The following is a 20,016-nucleotide window of genomic DNA, read 5'->3' as shown; positions in this document are numbered from 1 at the left end:
TAAGAGGAATGAATGGCGAGTAACAACGTAGCCCAATTTGCCGCGGAACTGAAAATGCCTGCAGGCGTGCTGCTCGAGCAGCTGCAGGCAGCGGGCGTCCAGAAAGCGAGCGAAGACGACAACCTGTCCGAGGCGGACAAGGCGCGTCTGCTCGATCACTTGCGCAAGTCGCATGGCTCGAACGATGCCGACAAGCGCAAGATCACGCTGACGCGCCGGCATACGTCGGAGATCAAGCAGTCCGATGCGACGGGCAAAGCTCGCACCATTCAGGTCGAGGTGCGCAAGAAGCGCACGTTCGTCCGCCGCGACGAAACCGTAGCGGAAGGCGGGGATGCATCGAATCATGTGGCCGAAGGCGCGGATGCCGAAGAGCTCGAACTTCAGCGTCGCGAAGAGGAAGCGCGTCACGAAGCCGAACTGCTCGAAAAGCAGGCTCAGGAACTGAAGGCTCGCCAGGAGCAGCTCGAGCGCGAAGAGGCTGAGCGTCAGGCACGCGAGAGTGCCGCCGAAGCCGAGCGTCAGCGTGCGGAAGAAGACGCGAAGAAGCGTGCAGCGGCTGTGGCCGAGGCGGCTGCTCGCGAGAAGGCTCAGCAGGCGGCTGCGCAGGCAGCGGAACCCGCTGTCGCGAAAGAAAGCGAGCAGGACGACGAACGCGCGGCAGCGGAGCGCGCGGCGCAACGCGAAGCCGCGAAGAAGGCCGAAGACGCCGCGCGTCAGGCTGCCGAAAAGGCGCGTGCCGAGCAGGAAGAAATCGCCAAGCGCCGTGCGGCGGCGGAAGCCGAAGCACGCGCCATTCGCGAAATGATGAACACGCCGCGCAAGGCACAGGTGAAGGCGCCGGAACCGGCACCGAAGCCCGCCGAGCCGGCCAAGGCCGAGCAGGCCAAGGGCACGCTGCACAAGCCGGCGCGTCCGGCTGGCGAAGCACCGGCGCGCCCGGCTGCGAAGAAGCCGGCTACTGCGGCTCCTGCCACGACGACGAGCGCGCCGTCTGCCGGCGACAAGAAGAAGCCGGGCGGCGGCAAGAGCGGCTGGCAGGACGACGCAGCGAAGCGCCGCGGCATCAAGACGCGCGGCGATTCGAGCGGCGGCGTCGATCGCGGCTGGCGCGGCGGTCCGAAGGGTCGCGGCAAGCATCAGGAACAGTCCACTACGTTCCAGGCGCCGACCGAGCCGATCGTGCGTGAAGTGCACGTGCCGGAAACCATCACGGTTGCCGATCTGGCGCACAAGATGGCGGTGAAGGCGTCGGAAGTCATCAAGTCGATGATGAAGCTCGGCCAGATGGTCACGATCAACCAGATGCTGGACCAGGAAACGGCGATGATCATCGTCGAGGAACTGGGCCACCACGCGGTTGCCGCGAAGCTCGACGATCCGGAAGCAATGCTGGTCGAAGGCGAGGTGAGCGATGCGGAAGCGCTGCCGCGTCCGCCGGTCGTGACCGTCATGGGTCACGTCGACCACGGCAAGACATCGCTGCTCGACTACATCCGCCGCTCGAAAGTGGCGGCCGGCGAAGCGGGCGGCATTACGCAGCACATCGGCGCTTACCACGTCGAAACGCCGCGCGGCGTGATCACGTTCCTCGACACGCCGGGTCACGAAGCCTTTACGGCGATGCGTGCGCGCGGTGCGAAGGCAACCGACATCGTGATTCTGGTCGTGGCCGCCGACGACGGTGTGATGCCGCAGACGAAGGAAGCGATTTCCCACGCGAAGGCAGGCGGCGTGCCGCTCGTCGTCGCGATCAACAAGATCGACAAGCCGGACGCGAACCTGGAACGTGTGAAGCAGGAACTCGTCACGGAAGGCGTCGTGCCGGAAGAGTACGGCGGCGATTCGCCGTTCGTGCCGGTGTCGGCGAAGACCGGCGCGGGTATCGACGATCTGCTCGAGAACGTGCTGCTGCAAGCCGAGGTGCTGGAACTGAAGGCGCCCGTCGACTCGCCGGCCAAGGGTCTCGTCATCGAAGCGAAGCTCGACAAGGGTAAGGGCCCGGTGGCTACGATCCTCGTGCAGTCGGGTACGCTGAACCGCGGCGACGTGGTGCTCGCAGGCAGCGCTTATGGCCGCGTGCGCGCGATGCTCGACGAAACCGGCAAGCCGACCAAGTCCGCTGGCCCGTCGATCCCGGTTGAAATCCAGGGTCTGTCGGAAGTGCCGCAGGCGGGCGAAGAAGTCATCGTGATGCCGGACGATCGCAAGGCGCGTGAAGTCGCCCTGTTCCGTCAGGGCAAGTTCCGCGACGTCAAGCTCGCCAAGCAGCAGGCCGCGAAGCTCGAGAACATGCTCGAGCAGATGGGCGAAGGCGAAGTGCAGTACATGCCGCTCATCGTCAAGGCCGACGTGCAGGGTTCGCAGGAAGCGCTGGTGCAGTCGCTGCAGAAGCTCTCCACCGACGAAGTGCGCGTGCAGATCGTGCACGGCGCGGTCGGCGGCATCAGCGAGTCGGACGTCAACCTCGCGACGGCGTCGAAGGCGGTCATCATCGGCTTCAACACCCGTGCGGATGCGCAGGCTCGCAAGCTGGCCGAAGCCAATGGCGTCGACATTCGCTACTACAACATCATCTACGACGCAGTGGATGAGGTGAAGGCGGCAATGTCGGGCATGCTGGCGCCGGAGAAGCGCGAAGTCGTGACGGGCACGGTCGAAGTGCGCCAGGTCTTCAAGGTGCCGAAGGTTGGCGCGGTGGCCGGCTGTATGGTCACGGACGGTTTCGTCAAGCGCTCGTCGTCGGTGCGCGTGCTGCGCAACAACGTCGTCATCTTCACGGGCGAGCTCGATTCGCTCAAGCGCTTCAAGGACGACGTGAAGGAAGTCCGTCAGGGCTTCGAGTGCGGTATGTCGATCAAGAACTTCAACGACATCGTCGAAGGCGATCAGTTCGAGGTCTTCGAGGTCACCGAAGTCGCGCGTACGCTGTAATTCGCGCGACGCGGCACAACGGGCGGAGCGGGCTTGAACGCCCCTCCGCCCGTTGCTTTTGAGCCCGCTGCGTTGGGTTTCTCGCTGGCGGGGCTCCTTGCTGCATCGTCGTGAGTTGGGCCCGCCGCGCAAGCCTGCCGCGCCGCCGAGCCGTTCACAGGCCGCGGACGCGATGCCGTCGTATCGAACGGATAAGAAACACGCCTCGCGCGAACCATTTTTTGCATCCGTCATAGCGGAGCACACAACACCATGCCTAAAAAACGTTCTTCTCCCAATCGCAACGTACAGATCGCCGATCAGATCCAGCGCGACCTGTCGGAGCTGCTGCGCGAGGTCAAGGATCCGCGCATCGGTATCGTCACGATTCAAAGCGTCGAGCTGACGCCGGACTACGCGCACGCGAAGGTCTACTTCACGACACTGACGGGCGACCCGCAACAGACGCTCGAAGCGCTTGCGCACGCGGCTGGCCATTTGCACAACTTGTTGTTCAAGCGCTTGCACATCCATACTGTGCCGACGCTGCATTTCCATTACGACAAAACGATCGAGCGGGCCGTCGAGATGTCGCGTCTGATCGACGAGGCGAATTCCACGCGCGCGAAGGACGACTGAGCGCGTCGGGCGGCCAGGCGTTTCTGGCCACGCTCGCGTTGCACTGCGCCTCGCGCTGTGTTCCGTATTTCCTGAAGTCTTTGCCTCACTGACATGACCGCACCTCAACGCCCCCGCGTGCCGCGTCGCGCGCTCGACGGCGTGCTGCTGCTCGACAAGCCGATCGGGCTATCGAGCAACGACGCGCTGATTCGTGCGAAGCGTCTCTATCTGGCGAAAAAGGCGGGCCACACCGGCACGCTCGACCCGCTCGCAACCGGCTTGCTGCCGCTGTGTTTCGGTGAAGCCACGAAGTTTTCGCAGGACCTGCTCGAAGCCGACAAGACCTACGAGGCCACGATGCGCCTCGGCATTCGCACGGCCACCGGCGACGCCGAAGGCGACGCGATCGACACGCGCGCCGTGACGTGCGATGAAGCGGCGGTGCAGACCGCCTTGCGCCGGTTTCTCGGCGAGATCGTCCAGGTTCCGCCGATGTATTCGGCACTCAAGCGTGACGGCAAACCACTGTACGAATACGCGCGGGCCGGCCAGACGGTCGAGCGCGAAGGGCGCCGGGTGACGATCCACGCGCTCGAACTGATCGAGTGTGCGCTTCCGGACGTGACGTTTCGCGTGACCTGCAGCAAGGGTACGTATGTGCGCACACTCGCCGAGGATATCGGCGAAGCGCTCGGCTGCGGCGCGCATCTGGTCGCGCTGCGGCGCACGGGCGTCGGTGCGCTGACGCTCGAGCATTCGGTGACGCTCGACGCGCTGTCCGATGCGACGCAGCCCGAGCGCGACGCATGGCTGCAGCCGGTGGATGCCCTGCTGTCGACGTTCCCGCAGGTGCACCTGAACGAAGACGACACGCGTCGTTTTCTACACGGCCAGCGCCTGCGCCTGTCCACGCTGACGATTACCGGCGCTGCCGTGAACGCGCCGCGCGTGCGCGTCTACGCCGCGCAGGGGCGGCTTCTTGGCGTCGCAAGGCAGGGTGAGGGCGTGCTTGCGCCCGAACGATTGATCGTGACGACGGAGACGAACAGCTAGGCGCGCGAATCGCAAGCGCCGCAGCGGTTTGCTTGCTGCACGAAATAGAGCCGCGCGAAATAAAAAAGCGGGATCGCCTGATAGCGATCCCGCTTTTTTCATACCGCTTTACGTGATCTGACTGCTACGGTTTCTCAGTGCGCCGCGGCTGCCGCCGCGCCCGCGTCACCACCCGCGCGTTCCGGCCGCGTGATCCAGATCAATGCGATCAACGCGACGAAGATGCCAGCGGAGATGAAGAACAGATCGTTCACGCCCAACTGCGCGGCCTGCTGCGTGACCATGTTGTTGAAGAGACCATAGGTCTGCTCCTGACTGAAGCCGGCGCCGCCCATCTGATGCATCGACTGATCGAACACCGGGTTGTACGCATTCGCCTGCTCGGTCAGTTGCGTGTGATGCATGATCGTACGGTGATCCCACGCGGTCTGGAAAATCGACGTGCCAATGCCGCCGCACATGATCCGCACGAAATTCGAGAGCCCCGACGCCGCTGGAATCCGATGGCCCGGCAAGCCCGACAGCGTGATCGACACGAGCGGGATGAAGAAGCCCGCCATGCCGATGCCCTGGATCAGCGTGGGCAGCATCAGCGAGTACGTATCGACGCCGGTCGTATAACGCGAGCGCATCCAGAAGCACAATGCGAATATGAGGAACGACAGCGTCGCGATATAGCGCGGATCGGTGCGCGGCAGAATCTTGCCGGTGAGCGGCGAGAGCAGTATCGCGAACACCCCGACCGGCGCCATTACGAGCCCGGCCTCGGTCGCGGTGTAGCCGATATCGGTCTGCAGCCACAGCGGCAGCAGCACGAGGTTGCCGAAGTAGAGCCCGTAGCCGATCGACAGCGCGATCGTGCCGCCCGTGAAATTGCGCCGGCTGAAGAGCGACAGGTCGACCACCGGATGCTCGGCCGTCAACTCCCACACGATGAAGAACGCGAGTGCGATCACCGCGACGAGCGCGAGCACGACGACCGTCGTCGACGAGAACCAGTCGAGGTCCTTACCCTTGTCGAGCATCACCTGCAGCGAGCCGACCCAGACGATCAGCAGGGCGAGACCAACGCCGTCGATCGGCGCCTTTTTGATGACCGAATCGCGATTGCGGAAGATCATCCATGTCGCGGCCGCGGCGAGAATGCCGACCGGAATGTTGACGTAGAAGATCCACGGCCACGAGATGTTGTCGGAGATCCAGCCGCCGAGAATCGGGCCGGCCACCGGTGCGATCAGCGTGGTCATCGCCCACATCGATAACGCCATCGGCGCTTTCGCGCGCGGATAGCTCGCGAGCAGCAGCGTCTGCGACAGCGGAATCATCGGGCCGGCCACCGCGCCTTGCAGCACGCGCGAAGCGAGCAGGAACGGCAGCGTCGGCGCGAGCCCGCACATCCACGACGAGATCACGAACAGCACGATCGACGCCATGAACAGGCGCACCTGGCCGATGCGGTCGGTGAGCCAGCCGGTCAGCGGCACCGAGATCGCGTTGGCGACCGCGAACGACGTGATCACCCACGTGCCCTGGTCGGACGACACGCCGAGGTCGCCGGAAATCGACGGGATCGACACGTTCGCGATCGACGTGTCCAGCACGTTCATGAACACGGCGAGCGACACCGCGATGGTGCCGATCACCAGTTGCGCGCCCTCGAGCGGCGGGTGAGGGACTTGCGCCTGAGCCTGAGCCATTAAAAAAGCCTTCTATGAATCGTCACGCGAGACTTAGCTCTTCTTTGCCGCCGGCTTGGCGGCAGCGCCGCTCTGGGCAGCCGAATTCTGCGTGCCACCGTTCGCGTTCGGGCCGGCGTTTTCCGCGATGATGCGTGCGATGACCGCGTTGGCTTCGTCGCCGTACTTGTCGAAGACGTTGGTCTCGTAGGTCGTGTTCGGCGCCTGGCCGAGTTGGCCGCCGGTGTCGTCCTTGATGTTCACGTCAGCCTGCATCGACAGGCCGATGCGCAGCGGGTGCTTCTCGAGTTCCTGCGGATCGAGCGCGATACGCACCGGTAGACGCTGCACGACCTTGATCCAGTTGCCGGTCGCGTTCTGCGCGGGCAGCAGCGAGAACGCCGAACCCGTGCCCGCCGAGAAGCCGACCACCTTGCCGTGGTACGGCACCGACGAGCCGTACAGGTCGGCCGTCAGTTCGACCGGCTGGCCGATGCGCATGTGCTTCAGCTGCACTTCCTTGAAGTTCGCGTCGACCCAGACGTCGTGCAGCGGCACGATCGCCATGAGCGGCGTACCCGGCGATACGCGCTGGCCGACCTGCACCGAGCGCTTCGCGACGTAGCCGGTGACCGGCGCGGGCAGCGTGTTGCGCGCGTGGCTCAGATACGCGTCGCGCACTTTCGCGGCGGCGGCCTGCACGTTCGGGTGATCGGTGATCGTGGTATTGGCGGTCAGCGCGCGGTTTGCCGCGAGCTGCTGTTTGGCGGCGTCGAGCGCAGCCTGCGCGGTCTTCACGGAGTCGCGCGCATGCGAGATTTCTTCCTGCGACACCGCGCCGGTTTGCGCGACCGCCAGACGGCGTTTCAGGTCGTCGTCGGCACGCGACAGGTCGGCCTGACGTTGCGCGACTTGCGCTTCGTACTGGCTGTCGTCGGCGAAGAGGCCGCGCACCTGGCGCACCACCTGCGCGAGATTCGCCTCGGCCTGCTCGAGCGCGACGCGCGCGTCGGCCGGATCGAGCACGACGAGCGGATCGCCGGCTTTGACGATCTGGGTGTCGTCCGCGTTGACCGCGATCACGGTGCCCGTGACCTGCGGCGTGATCTGCACGACGTTGCCGCTCACGTAGGCGTCGTCGGTGTCTTCATGGAAGCGCGCCACGAGGAAGTAGTACAGGCCGTACGCGACCGCGGCGATCAGGATCACGATGACGAGCAGCGTCATCATGCGCTTGCGTTTGCCGTTGTTCGCCGCTTGCGGCGGGGTGGCGGGCTGTTGGGGGGTGCTCATTGATGTGCTCCGGGTTCTTTTGAACGGCGTCGTTTATTCGGTTGTTCGTGCGTATGCGTGTTCGTTGGCGTGGCTGCGGGCGGGCGCGCTCAGTTCGCGGCCGTGCTCGTGGCGGGGGTGGCAGCCTTGGCCGATGCCGGGGCATCGGTGGGCACCACGAGGCCGGTCTGCGTCGCGTCGAAACCGCCGCCCAGCGCCTTCATGAGGCCGATCTGCAGATCGCGGCGGCGCATCTGCAGGCCGGTCACCGTCTGCTCGGCGGCGAGCAGGTTCTGGTCGGCGGTCAACACTTGCAGTTGCGGCGACAGGCCGGCCTTGTAGCGCACCACGGCGAGCTGATAGGCCTTGCTCGACGCCTCGAGCGCGCGCTGGGCGTCGCCCGACTGGCGATCGATCGAGCGGATCGACGACACCTGCGTCGAGACGTCCTGCAGCGCGTTGATCAGCGTCTGGTTGTAGTTCGCAACGTCGAGGTCGAAGTCGGCATAGCGGCCCTTCAACTGCGCGCGCAGCGCGCCGGCGTCGAAGATCGGCAGGTGGATCGCCGGGCCGAACTGGATCTGACGGCTCGACGAGGTGAAGAAACGCCCCCAGCCGAACGCGTCGAAACCGAAACCGGCCGCGAGGTTCACGTCCGGGAAGAACTCGGCTTTTGCCTCTTTCACGTCGTGCATCGCGGCTTCGACCTGCCAGCGCGCGGCGACGATGTCCGCGCGGCGCGACACGAGGTCGGCCGGGATGTTGTCCGGCAGCGCGACCACGTCGCCGCCGCCGAGCGTCGGCTTGGCGATCTGCATGCCGCGGTCCGGGCCCTTGCCGAGCAACGCGCCGAGCTGATAGCGCACGACGGTGATCTGGCCGTCGAGGTCGGTCAGGTTCGACTGGCTGGTGGCAATGTTGCCGGTTGCCGTCTCCTTCTCGACGTTGCTGTCGAGGCCTGCGACGACCCGGCCGTCGGTGATGCGGCCGATATCCTTGCGGTTGGCGATTTCGCGCTCGGCGATGTCACGGAACGCATACAGCTGCGCAAGCTGGTTATAGGTGCTCGCGACCGAGGCGGCGAGCGTCACGCGCGCCTGCTGCATGTCCGCCTCGGCGGCCTTCTCCTGCGACACGGCCTGGCCGAGGCGCTGGCGGTTCTTGCCCCACAGGTCGAGATCCCACGACGCGCTCGCGAGCACGTTGTTCTCGCTAAACCAGGTGCCGCCAAACGGAGGCGGGTAGAGCGAATTGGCGGAGTACAGCTCGCGCGTCCAGGAATAGCTTGCATTGGCCTTTGGGAACAGCGACGAGCGCGAGCTTTCGATATACGACGACGCCTTCGCGAGCCGCGCCTGCGCCTGGGCGATCGACGGGCTGCCCTCGAGCGCTTCAGCGATCAGCTTCGGCAGTTGCGGGTCGCCGAACTGGTTGGCCCAGTCGAACGACGGCCACTGGCCGCCTTCGTTGGGCAGGCTCTGCGTCGACTCGTACTGCGTCGGCGACGCTATCTGCTTGTCGCTTTTCACGCCGAAGTAGTTCGCGCACCCCGTGAGGGCGAGCGCTGTCACCGCGACGGCGACAGCGGCCCGGCTCGGAAGCGCGGGCGCGGACAGGGAAAGGGATTTCATCGCTCGACTCTTTGAGTGGAATGTAATGATGGACACAGCAAGTAATTTCTTACGATTTGCTATCGAAATTGCTTGCGGCATCGCGGGTAAGTCCCGTCTGTTCGCCGGAATTGACGAGCACGCGGCGCAGCATGCTCTTCAGGAAGCCCACTTCCTCGGGGGTGAAGCCGCTCAGCAGGCTATCGAGCACGCCATTGAAAATGCCCGGCATGCGAGCGGCGATCGCGTGGCCTTCCGGTGTCAGCGCGAGGCGCACGACGCGCCGGTCTTCGTTGCTGCGCACCCGTGTGAGCAGGCCGCGCTTCTCGAGCCGGTCGATGAGCCGCGTGACGGCGCTCGCGTCGATGCCGTATTCACGGGCCAGTTCGGCGGCCAGCAGGCATTTGCCGCTCGCCACCATGAAGAGGATGCTGCCTTGCTGGCTGGTGATGCCCAGTTCGGCCATGCTGCGCTGCGTGATCAGATTCGACATGGTCGATTTCACCCGCGACAGGAGATAGCCGACGCTTTCGCCGAGCTGATACTCGCTGAGGTCCGGCGTGGGTTCGTTGGACGGCTCCGGCATGATTCTCGTGCGAATGCAATGGTTGACTAGGCATTAGTATAGTCGGCTGTTGATTGACACGACAAGCGTTATTACAGCTTAGGCAAGGATTTTTCCCACTTAAAGCAAAAAAGGGTACGGTTTGCCGTAGGGAGGGCTGCGGCAGCGTTGCGCCCCGGCCGTAGTAGCGGGAAGGGCGGGTGGTCTATCGGGGAATACCAGAAAGCATCATCTCGTCATGCTACAATGTTGGGTTCCCAAAAGTGCGCTTTGGGCTTGTTGTCGTGGTTTATCTCCCTCAACCAGCAGCATAAGCAGGCGGCGCACTCCAACTGTCTTCAGGTTTCCTATGACCCGCGCCCTACGCAACATCGCCATCATTGCTCACGTCGACCACGGCAAGACCACGCTCGTCGACCAGCTTCTCCGTCAGACCGCCACGTTCCGCGAGAATCAGCAGATCGCCGAGCGCGTGATGGACTCGAACGACATCGAAAAAGAGCGCGGCATCACGATCCTGTCGAAGAACTGCGCGGTGGAGTACGAAGGCACGCACATCAACATCGTCGACACGCCGGGGCACGCCGACTTCGGCGGCGAAGTGGAGCGCGTGCTGTCGATGGTCGACTCGGTGCTGCTGCTCGTCGACGCGGTGGAAGGCCCGATGCCGCAAACGCGCTTCGTCACGAAGAAGGCGCTCGCGCTCGGCCTGAAGCCGATCGTTGTGGTCAACAAGGTGGACCGCCCGGGCGCGCGGATCGACTGGGTCATCAACCAGACCTTCGACCTGTTCGACAAACTCGGCGCAAGCGAAGAGCAGCTCGACTTCCCGATCGTCTACGCGTCGGGCCTCAATGGTTATGCCGGCCTCACGCCGGAAGTGCGCGACGGCGACATGCGGCCGCTGTTCGAGGCGATCCTGGAGCACGTGCCGGTTCGCCCGGCGGACCCGGACGGTCCGTTGCAACTGCAGATCACCTCGCTCGACTATTCGTCGTACGTCGGCCGTATCGGCATTGGCCGCATCACGCGCGGCCGCATCAAGCCGGGCATGGCCGTCGCGGTGCGCTCGGGCCCGGACGGCGAAATCCTCAATCGCAAGATCAACCAGGTGCTGTCGTTCAAGGGCCTCGACCGCGTGCAGGTCGATTCGGCTGAAGCGGGCGACATCGTGCTGGTCAACGGTATCGAGGAAGTCGGCATCGGCGTGACGATCTGCTCGCCGGAACAGCCGGAAGCGCTGCCCATGATCACCGTCGACGAACCCACGCTGACGATGAACTTCCTCGTCAACTCGTCGCCGCTCGCCGGCCGCGAGGGCAAGTTCGTCACGAGCCGCCAGATTCGCGACCGCCTGATGAAGGAACTGAACCATAACGTCGCGCTGCGCGTGCGCGATACCGGCGACGAAACCACGTTCGAAGTGGCTGGCCGCGGTGAGCTGCATCTGACCATTCTCGTCGAAAACATGCGTCGCGAAGGCTATGAGCTGGCCGTGTCGCGTCCGCGCGTGGTGCTGCAGGAAGTCGAAGGCGTCAAGCACGAGCCGTACGAAAACCTGACGGTCGACATGGAAGACACCCACCAGGGCGGCGTGATGGAAGAGCTTGGCCGCCGCAAGGGCGAAATGCTCGACATGGCGTCGGACGGCCGTGGCCGTACGCGTCTCGAGTACCGCATTTCGGCGCGTGGTCTGATCGGCTTCCAGTCGGAATTCCTCACGCTCACGCGCGGCACGGGTCTGATGAGCCACACGTTCGATTCGTACCAGCCGGTCAAGGAAGGCGCGGTTGGCGAGCGTCGCAACGGCGTGCTGATCTCGCAGGACGACGGCGCGGCAGTCGCGTATGCGCTGTGGAAGCTGCAGGATCGCGGCCGCATGTTCGTGTCGCCGGGCGAGGCGCTCTATGAAGGCATGATCATCGGCATTCACAGCCGCGACAACGACCTCGTCGTGAACCCGATCAAGGGCAAGCAGCTCACGAACGTGCGCGCGTCGGGCACCGACGAAGCCGTGCGTCTCGTGCCGCCGGTCCAGCTGTCGCTCGAATACGCGGTCGAATTCATCGACGACGACGAACTGGTCGAAGTCACGCCGAAGTCGATCCGTCTGCGCAAGCGCTACCTGAAGGAACACGAGCGCCGCAGCGCGAGCCGCAACAAGGTCGTGAGCGAGTAAGCGAGCCTCGAGCCTGTCTGGATAGCAGCAAACGGAAGCCACCTTCGGGTGGCTTCGTCGTTTCCGGCGCATGCAAACGCGGCGAGCCGGGCGGCGCCATGAGGTGCGGTTCATAAGGCGCGGTGCGCCCCCGTCTATTGCAGCGCTTCGCCGCCGGTCGCATTCGCCGCCATTTTTCACAGAACACCGTTGCGCGCCACGAAGGGGATGCCGTACCACCCGCGAAACGCCCGTCATGGCGGGCTTGGGCACCTATGCTGTTCGCTATCTGGGCTATTCGTTCTGTGCTATGCTCCCGGGTGCACAGTTTTAGGTCCTTCCAAGCAAGACTTGATTCGCGCAATCCGCTAAACGGTCAGGCCGTGTCGCGGAAGGTTCTGTAACCCGCTATTTCTCGAGAAGCTCGAAGAAAGGTGAGCGTAAAAATGATGAAGCAATTCCAGTCGAACTCTTATCTGTTCGGCGGCAATGCTCCGTACGTTGAAGAAATGTACGAAGCGTATCTCGATAATCCGGCGTCAGTGCCCGAGACCTGGCGCAGCTATTTCGATGCGTTGCAAAACGTACCCGCATCGGACGGCAGCAATGCCAACGACGTGGCCCACGGCCCGATCGTCGAATCATTTGCCCAGCGCGCCAAGGCCAATGCCTTCCTGCCGCGCGCGGCGACCGGCGGCGAAGACCTCGCTACGGCCCGCAAACAGGTTTATGTCCAGTCCCTCATCGGCGCATATCGCTTCCTCGGCTCGCAATGGGCCAATCTCGATCCTCTGAAGCGCCGCGAACGTCCCGCGATCCCCGAACTCGAACCCGCGTTCTACGACTTCACCGAAGCCGACATGGACCAGGAGTTCAGCGCAACGAATCTGTACTTCGGGTTCGAGCGCGCGACGCTGCGCGACATCGTCAAGGCCCTGCGCGACACGTACTGCGGCACGATCGGCGCCGAGTACATGTACATCAGCGATCCGGAGCAGAAGCGCTGGTGGAAGGAGCGGCTCGAATCGATCCGCTCCACGCCGAACTTCAGCAACGACAAGAAGAAGCACATCCTGAACCGCCTGACGGCCGCGGAAGGCCTCGAGCGCTTCCTGCACACCAAGTACGTCGGCCAGAAACGCTTCTCGCTGGAAGGCGGCGAGAGCTTCATCGCGGCGATGGACGAAGTCGTGCGTCACGGCGGCGCGAACGGCGTTCAGGAAATCGTCATCGGCATGGCTCACCGTGGCCGTCTGAACGTGCTGGTCAATACGCTCGGCAAGATGCCGGCCGACCTGTTCGCCGAATTCGAAGGCAAGCACGTCGACGACCTGCCGGCCGGCGACGTGAAGTACCACAAGGGTTTCTCGTCTGACGTTTCGACCGAAGGCGGCCCGGTTCATCTGTCGCTCGCGTTCAACCCGTCGCACCTCGAAATCGTCAACCCGGTGGTCGAAGGCTCGGCGAAGGCCCGCATGGACCGTCGCGGCGACGACACCGGCCTGCAGGTGCTGCCGGTGCAGATTCACGGCGACGCGGCTTTCGCGGGCCAGGGCGTCGTGATGGAAACGCTGAACCTCGCGCAAACGCGCGGTTACGGCACGCACGGCACGCTGCACATCGTCATCAACAACCAGATCGGCTTCACGACGTCGGACCCGCGCGACTCGCGCTCCACGTTGTACTGCTCGGACGTGGTCAAGATGATCGAAGCGCCGGTGCTGCACGTGAACGGCGACGACCCCGAAGCGGTCGTGCTGGCGATTCAGATGGCGATCGACTTCCGCATCCAGTTCCACAAGGACGTCGTGGTCGACATCGTCTGCTTCCGCAAGCTCGGCCACAACGAGCAGGACACTCCGGCGGTCACGCAGCCGCTCATGTACAAGACGATCGCGAAGCACCCGGGCACGCGCGCGCTGTACGCTGAAAAGCTCGTGCAGCAAGGCGTGATCACGGCCGAACAAGGCGATGAATTCGTCAAGGCCTATCGCAAGGCGATGGACGAAGGCCATCACACGATCGACCCGGTGCTCTCGAACTACAAGAGCAAGTACGCGGTGGACTGGGTGCCGTTCCTGAACCGCAAGTGGACCGACGCGGCCGACACGGCCGTGCCGCTCGCGGAACTGAAGCGCCTCGCCGAGCGCATCACCACGATTCCCGAGAACTTCAAGGTGCACCCGCTCGTCGAGCGCGTCATCAACGACCGTCGCGCCATGGGCCGCGGCGAAGCGAAGCTCGACTGGGGCATGGGCGAACACCTCGCGTTCGCGTCGCTGGTCGCGTCCGGTTATGCCGTGCGCCTGACCGGTCAGGACTCGGGCCGCGGCACGTTCACGCACCGTCACGCGGTGCTGCACGACCAGAACCGCGAGCGCTGGAACGACGGCACGTATGTGCCGCTGCAGAACATCGCCGAAGGTCAGGCGAAGTTCACGGTGATCGACTCGGTGCTGTCGGAAGAAGCGGTGCTCGGCTTCGAATACGGCTACTCGACCGCTGAACCGAACACGTTCGTCGCATGGGAAGCGCAGTTCGGCGACTTCGTGAACGGCGCGCAGGTCGTGATCGACCAGTTCATCTCGTCGGGCGAAGTGAAGTGGGGCCGCGTGTCGGGCCTGACCATGATGCTGCCGCATGGCTACGAAGGCCAAGGTCCGGAGCACTCGTCGGCGCGTATCGAGCGTTTCCTGCAACTGTGCGCAGACCACAACATGCAGGTCGTTCAGCCGACCACGCCGGCGCAGATCTTCCACCTGCTGCGTCGCCAGATGATCCGCCTGTTCCGCAAGCCGCTCATCGTCTTCACGCCGAAGTCGCTGCTGCGTCACAAGGAAGCCGTGTCGGATCTGTCGGACCTCGCGAAGGGTTCGTTCCAGCCGGTGATCGGCGAAATCGACGCAGCCATCGACGCGAAGAAGGTCAAGCGCGTGCTGGCCTGCTCGGGCCGCGTGTACTACGACCTGGTCGCCCATCGCCGCGAAGCGAAGGCGAACGACGTCGCGATCGTCCGTATCGAACAGCTCTATCCGTTCGCGCACAAGCAGTTCGAAGCGGAGTTGAAGAAGTACGACAACGCGACCGAAGTGGTGTGGGTGCAGGACGAGCCGCAGAATCAGGGCCCGTGGTTCTACATCGAGCACCACCTGAAGGAAGGCATGAAGGAAGGACAGAAGCTGGCGTACAGCGGCCGTCCGGCTTCGGCCTCGCCGGCAGTCGGCTACTACGCGAAGCACTACGAGCAGCAGAAGGCGCTGATCGAAGGCGCTTTCGGCCGCCTCAAGAGCGCGTCGATCGCTAAATAAAGAGAACAGACGAACCGGGAAAGCGCACTGCGCTTTCCCGCGCCGCGCCCAGTGATCCGATGAAGGTTCCTGCGCGGCGCGCACGGTTCGCAGGCGGTCGTCGTTAATTGCGCCGTCACCCGATACGTATTCAGGATACTCATAATGGCTATTGTTGAAGTCAAGGTTCCCCAGCTTTCCGAGTCGGTCTCGGAAGCCACCATGCTGCAGTGGAAGAAGAAGCCCGGCGAGGCTGTCGCTCAGGACGAAATCCTCATCGAAATCGAGACCGACAAGGTCGTGCTCGAAGTGCCGGCACCCGCAGCCGGCGTGCTCGCGCAAGTCATCTCGAACGACGGCGACACCGTCGTTGCCGACCAGGTGATCGCGAAGATCGACACTGAAGGCACCGCAGGCGCCGCTGCTGTCGAAGCCGAAGTGAAGCCGGCTCCGGTCGCTGCACCGGCTGCCACTGCCGCACCGGCTGCCGTGGCTGCCGTTGCCACCGGCTCGAACACCGCTGCTTCGCCGGCTGCCGGCAAGCTGATGGCCGAGAAGGGTCTGGCCGCTGGCGACGTTGCCGGCACGGGCCGCGACGGCCGCATCACGAAGGGCGACGTGCTCACCGCTGGCGCACCCGCCGCCAAGGCCGCACCGGCTCCGGCTGCCGCACCGAAGGCGGCGAAGCCTTCGCTGCCGGACGTCAAGGCGCCGGCATCGGCCGAGCAGTGGCTCAAGGACCGTCCGGAACAGCGCGTGCCGATGTCGCGTCTGCGTGCGCGCATCGCCGAGCGTCTGCTCGAGTCGCAGCAAACCAACGCCATCCTCACGACGTTCAACGAAGTGAACATGGCGCCGGTCATGGACCTGCGCAACAAGTACAAGGACAAGTTCGAGAAGGAACATGGCGTGAAGCTCGGCTTCATGTCGTTCTTCGTGAAGGCGGCTGTTCACGCGCTGAAGAAGTTCCCGCTCGTGAACGCGTCGATCGACGGCAACGACATCGTCTATCACGGCTACTTCGACATCGGTATCGCTGTCGGCTCGCCGCGTGGTCTGGTGGTGCCGATCCTGCGCAACGCGGATCAACTGAGCCTCGCCGACATCGAGAAGAAGATCGCCGAGTTCGGCCAGAAGGCGAAGGACGGCAAGCTGTCGATCGAGGAAATGACCGGCGGTACGTTCTCGATCTCGAACGGCGGCGTGTTCGGCTCGATGCTGTCGACCCCGATCATCAACCCGCCGCAGTCCGCGATTCTCGGCGTGCATGCCACGAAGGAACGCGCTGTGGTCGAAAACGGCCAGATCGTGATCCGCCCGATGAACTACCTCGCGCTGTCGTACGACCACCGTATCATCGACGGCCGCGAAGCGGTGCTGTCGCTGGTCGCGATGAAGGACGCGCTGGAAGATCCGGCGCGCCTGCTGCTCGACCTGTAAGCGCACGTTCCACTGGCGCCGGCCGGCTACCGCGGGCCGGCGCCATCCGTAGCACGTCTTTAGCATTCCGCAGTACAGGAACGGCGCGCGCCATGTCGAGTGGCCCGGCGCCGTTCCGCCATCAAAAGGATTGTCATGTCCAAAGAATTTGACGTCGTCGTGATCGGCGCGGGCCCTGGCGGTTATATCGCCGCCATTCGCGCAGCGCAGCTCGGCAAGACCGTCGCATGTATCGAAAAATGGAAGAACCCGGCCGGCGCGCTGAAGCTCGGCGGCACGTGTCTGAACGTCGGCTGCATTCCGTCGAAGGCGCTGCTCGCGTCGTCGGAAGAATTTGAAAATGCCTCGCATCACCTCGCGGACCACGGTATCTCCGTGGAGAACGTGAAGGTCGATATCTCGAAGATGATGGCCCGCAAGGACGGCATCGTCGAGAAGATGACCAAGGGCATCGAATTCCTGTTCCGCAAGAACAAGATCACGTGGCTCAAGGGTCACGGCAAGTTCACCGGCCGTACCGATGCAGGCGTGCAGATCGAAGTGAGCGGCGAGGGCGAAACGGAAGTGGTCACCGCGAAGAACGTGATCATCGCGACGGGTTCGAAAGCTCGCCATCTGCCGGGCATCCCGGTCGACAACAAGATCGTCGCCGACAACGAAGGCGCACTGAGCTTCGACACGGCTCCGAAGAAGCTCGCCGTGATCGGCGCGGGCGTGATCGGTCTGGAACTCGGCTCGGTGTGGCGTCGCCTCGGCGCGGAAGTGACCGTGCTCGAAGCGCTGCCGGAATTCCTCGGTGCCGCTGACCAGGCGCTTTCGAAGGAAGCGGCCAAGCAGTTCAAGAAGCAGGGTCTCGACATCCACGTCGGCGTGAAGGTCGGCGAAGTGAAGACGACTGAGAACAGTGTGACGATCGCCTACACGGACAAGGACGGCAACGCGCAGACGCTCGAAGCGGACCGTCTGATCGTGTCGGTCGGCCGCGTGCCGAACACCGACAACCTCGGCCTCGAAGCGATCGGCCTGAAGGCCAACGAGCGCGGCTTCATCGACGTGGACGATCACTGCGCGACGGCTGTGCCGAACGTGTATGCGATCGGCGACGTGGTGCGCGGCCCGATGCTCGCGCACAAGGCTGAAGACGAAGGCGTGCTGGTCGCCGAAGTGATCGACGGTCAGAAGCCGCATATCGACTACAACTGCATTCCGTGGGTGATCTACACCGAACCGGAAATCGCATGGGTCGGCAAAACGGAGCAGCAGCTGAAGGCCGAAGGCCGCGAAGTCAAGACGGGCCAGTTCCCGTTCATGGCGAACGGCCGCGCGCTCGGCATCAACAAGGCGGATGGTTTCGTCAAGATGATCGCCGACGCGAAGACCGACGAACTGCTCGGCGTGCACATCATCTCGGCGAACGCATCGGACCTGATCGCGGAAGCCGTGGTGGCGATGGAATTCAAGGCGGCGTCGGAAGACATCGGCCGTATTTGCCATCCGCACCCGTCGCTGTCGGAAGTCATGCGCGAAGCGGCACTCGCCGTGGACAAGCGCGCGCTGAACATGTAAACGCGCACGCCTGACCGAACGCAACCTTGGCATCACCAAAGGCGGGCGGGTTCACTCCCTCCCGCCTTTCTTTTTGCAGCAACACGATGAACGTCACCGAATACTACGAAAAAGAACTGCAGACGCGCGGTTATCAATCGGACCCGGCGCAGCGCGCGGCGGTCGACCGCCTGCAGCGGTGCTACGAGGAGTGGGTCGAATACAAGTCGCGCCGCTCGAACGCGTTCAAGAAGCTGATCAATCACCCTGAACTGCCGCGCGGCGTGTACATGTGGGGCGGTGTGGGCCGCGGCAAGAGCTTCCTGATGGACAGCTTCTACATGATCGTGCCGGTGCAGCGTAAAACGCGTCTGCACTTCCACGAATTCATGCGCGAAGTGCATCGCGAACTCGAAGAGCTGAAAGGCCAGGCCGATCCGCTCGACGAACTCGCGCGCCGCATCGCGAAGCGCTATCGGCTGATCTGTTTCGACGAATTCCACGTCTCCGATATTGCCGATGCGATGATCCTGTACCGTCTGCTCGACAAGCTGTTCGAGAACGGCGTGCAGTTCGTGATGACGTCCAACTACGACCCGGACACGCTGTACCCGGATGGCCTGCATCGCGACCGCATGCTGCCTGCGATCGAGCTTATCAAGCAGAAACTCGATGTGCTCAACGTCGACGCGGGCATCGACTACCGGCGCCGCACGCTTGCGCAGGTCGAGGTGTATCACTCGCCGCTCGGCGCTGCCGCCGACAAGGCGCTGCGCGACGCATTCGCACGGCTCGCGGCCGTGCCCGACGAGAGCCCGATCCTGCATATCGAGAAGCGCGAACTGAAGGCGCTGCGCCGCGCCGACGGCGTCGTCTGGTTCGACTTCGCGACGCTGTGCGGCGGTCCGCGCTCGCAGAACGACTACCTCGAACTCGCGAGCCGCTTTCATGCGGTGATTCTCTCGAGCGTGCCGCAGATGACGGTGCGCATGGCCTCGGAAGCGCGCCGCTTCACATGGCTCATCGACGTGTTCTACGACCACAAGGTCAAGCTGCTGATGTCGGCCGCAGTGCCGCCTGAGGAACTGTACGTCGATGGTCCGATGGCCAACGAATTCACGCGCACGGTGTCGCGCATCGTCGAGATGCAGTCGAAGGAGTATCTCGATGCGCCGCGACGGATCGTCGATACGTCGCTGACCTGAGCCGGTTTCGAGCCCGCGCTGCCCGCCGCGCGGGCCAGACTCACGGACCACGATGCGCGCGGATCAATGCGCGCGCTCTGGCGCAGTCCTGTCGCGAGCCTGTCTGCGTCAGACAAGACTTTTTCAAGATTCGGAGTCGTCTTATATTCGGCAAGCGGATGACTGGCTATCTTTTGTCGTATTTCTGACAAAGGAGGAAGCATGAATCCGTACCGCGATATTACCGATGAAGAATGGCAGCGTGTCGCGCCGCTGCTGCCCGAACTGCGTCCGCGCGCCGAATTGCGCGGCCGGCCTCTTGCCAATACGCGCGCGGTGCTCAACGGCGTGATGTGGGTCATGTATAGCGGCGCAACGTGGTCCGCCATGCCGCGCAGATACCCGTCGTACCAGACGTGCCACCGCCGCTTCAAATCATGGTACGAATCCGGCGTGCTCAAGCGCGTCACGGAACAGTTGCTCGGCTCGGCGAGCGAAGAGCTTTGCCAATTGATGGAAGCGCGCATGCGCACGCACGTGGGTGCGCAACAGAAAACCGCCGCGGTGGTCCAGGTTGCGCAGGGGGCGTACAACCCGGCAACGGCCGCGCCATCGCCAGCGTCGCCGTTCGCCTATGCGGCGTCGTTCAAGCAGGCGGCCTAGCCATTCGGAACGGCTCGCTTCAAATGAAA

General features: G+C 63.9%; 13 protein-coding genes. 9 read left to right on the top strand and 4 right to left on the bottom strand.

What is annotated here, in order from left to right; genetic code table 11:
- The first annotated feature begins 12 nt into the window (after positions 1-12).
- The 3 genes from infB (at position 13) to truB (ending at position 4,587) form a co-directional block, all read left to right on the top strand.
- Positions 13-2,934, top strand: coding sequence for a translation initiation factor IF-2 (infB, locus tag B9Z01_RS08260; protein WP_085481738.1), 2,922 nt, complete (start codon positions 13-15; stop codon positions 2,932-2,934).
- Positions 2,935-3,186: 252 nt separating this feature from the next.
- Positions 3,187-3,552, top strand: coding sequence for a 30S ribosome-binding factor RbfA (rbfA, locus tag B9Z01_RS08255; RefSeq protein WP_085481737.1), 366 nt, complete (start codon positions 3,187-3,189; stop codon positions 3,550-3,552).
- 93 nt (positions 3,553-3,645) lie between these two features.
- On the top strand, positions 3,646-4,587 hold the full coding sequence (gene truB / locus B9Z01_RS08250; RefSeq protein WP_085481736.1) for a tRNA pseudouridine(55) synthase TruB: 942 nt from the start codon (positions 3,646-3,648) through the stop codon (positions 4,585-4,587).
- A 134-nt stretch (positions 4,588-4,721) separates the two neighbouring features.
- Here truB and B9Z01_RS08245 read toward each other — a convergent pair whose 3' ends face one another.
- The 4 genes from B9Z01_RS08245 to B9Z01_RS08230 all read right to left on the bottom strand — a co-directional run bounded on the left by B9Z01_RS08245 (position 4,722) and on the right by B9Z01_RS08230 (position 9,731).
- Positions 4,722-6,284 (bottom strand): DHA2 family efflux MFS transporter permease subunit, encoded by a 1,563-nt coding sequence (locus B9Z01_RS08245; RefSeq protein WP_085481735.1) that lies wholly within the window; start codon positions 6,282-6,284, stop codon positions 4,722-4,724.
- A gap of 33 nt (positions 6,285-6,317) precedes the next feature.
- The gene (locus tag B9Z01_RS08240) at positions 6,318-7,556 is read right to left on the bottom strand and encodes an EmrA/EmrK family multidrug efflux transporter periplasmic adaptor subunit (protein WP_085481734.1); all 1,239 of its coding nucleotides are present in this window, start codon (positions 7,554-7,556) and stop codon (positions 6,318-6,320) included.
- An 89-nt stretch (positions 7,557-7,645) separates the two neighbouring features.
- Complete coding sequence (locus tag B9Z01_RS08235) at positions 7,646-9,166, bottom strand: efflux transporter outer membrane subunit (RefSeq protein WP_085481733.1); 1,521 nt, start codon at positions 9,164-9,166, stop codon at positions 7,646-7,648.
- 49 nt (positions 9,167-9,215) lie between these two features.
- Positions 9,216-9,731, bottom strand: a complete 516-nt coding sequence (locus tag B9Z01_RS08230) for a MarR family winged helix-turn-helix transcriptional regulator (protein ID WP_085481732.1) — start codon at positions 9,729-9,731, stop codon at positions 9,216-9,218.
- Positions 9,732-10,059: 328 nt separating this feature from the next.
- Between B9Z01_RS08230 and typA the strand changes: the two genes are divergently transcribed.
- The 6 genes from typA (at position 10,060) to B9Z01_RS08200 (ending at position 19,987) form a co-directional block, all read left to right on the top strand.
- Positions 10,060-11,889 carry a translational GTPase TypA gene (typA, locus tag B9Z01_RS08225; RefSeq protein ID WP_085481731.1) on the top strand — a complete coding sequence of 610 codons (1,830 nt, stop codon included), beginning with the start codon at positions 10,060-10,062 and terminating at the stop codon, positions 11,887-11,889.
- 425 nt (positions 11,890-12,314) lie between these two features.
- Positions 12,315-15,176: a 2-oxoglutarate dehydrogenase E1 component gene (locus B9Z01_RS08220; RefSeq protein ID WP_085481730.1), complete on the top strand. Its 2,862-nt coding sequence runs from the start codon at positions 12,315-12,317 to the stop codon at positions 15,174-15,176.
- A 144-nt stretch (positions 15,177-15,320) separates the two neighbouring features.
- Positions 15,321-16,595, top strand: coding sequence for a 2-oxoglutarate dehydrogenase complex dihydrolipoyllysine-residue succinyltransferase (odhB, locus tag B9Z01_RS08215; protein ID WP_085481729.1), 1,275 nt, complete (start codon positions 15,321-15,323; stop codon positions 16,593-16,595).
- Positions 16,596-16,730: 135 nt separating this feature from the next.
- Complete coding sequence (gene lpdA / locus B9Z01_RS08210; protein WP_085481728.1) at positions 16,731-18,161, top strand: dihydrolipoyl dehydrogenase; 1,431 nt, start codon at positions 16,731-16,733, stop codon at positions 18,159-18,161.
- Between the two features lie 86 nt (positions 18,162-18,247).
- A complete protein-coding gene (gene zapE / locus B9Z01_RS08205; protein ID WP_085481727.1) occupies positions 18,248-19,345 on the top strand; it encodes a cell division protein ZapE in 1,098 nt (365 codons plus the stop codon).
- A gap of 201 nt (positions 19,346-19,546) precedes the next feature.
- The gene (locus B9Z01_RS08200) at positions 19,547-19,987 is read left to right on the top strand and encodes a transposase (RefSeq protein WP_085481726.1); all 441 of its coding nucleotides are present in this window, start codon (positions 19,547-19,549) and stop codon (positions 19,985-19,987) included.
- Positions 19,988-20,016 lie beyond the last annotated feature (29 nt).

This window comes from Paraburkholderia susongensis (assembly GCF_900177725.1).
Classification (GTDB): Bacteria; Pseudomonadota; Gammaproteobacteria; order Burkholderiales; family Burkholderiaceae; genus Paraburkholderia; species Paraburkholderia susongensis.
Note: the sequence above shows the minus strand (reverse complement) of the source record. Positions and strands in the feature narration are given on the sequence as shown.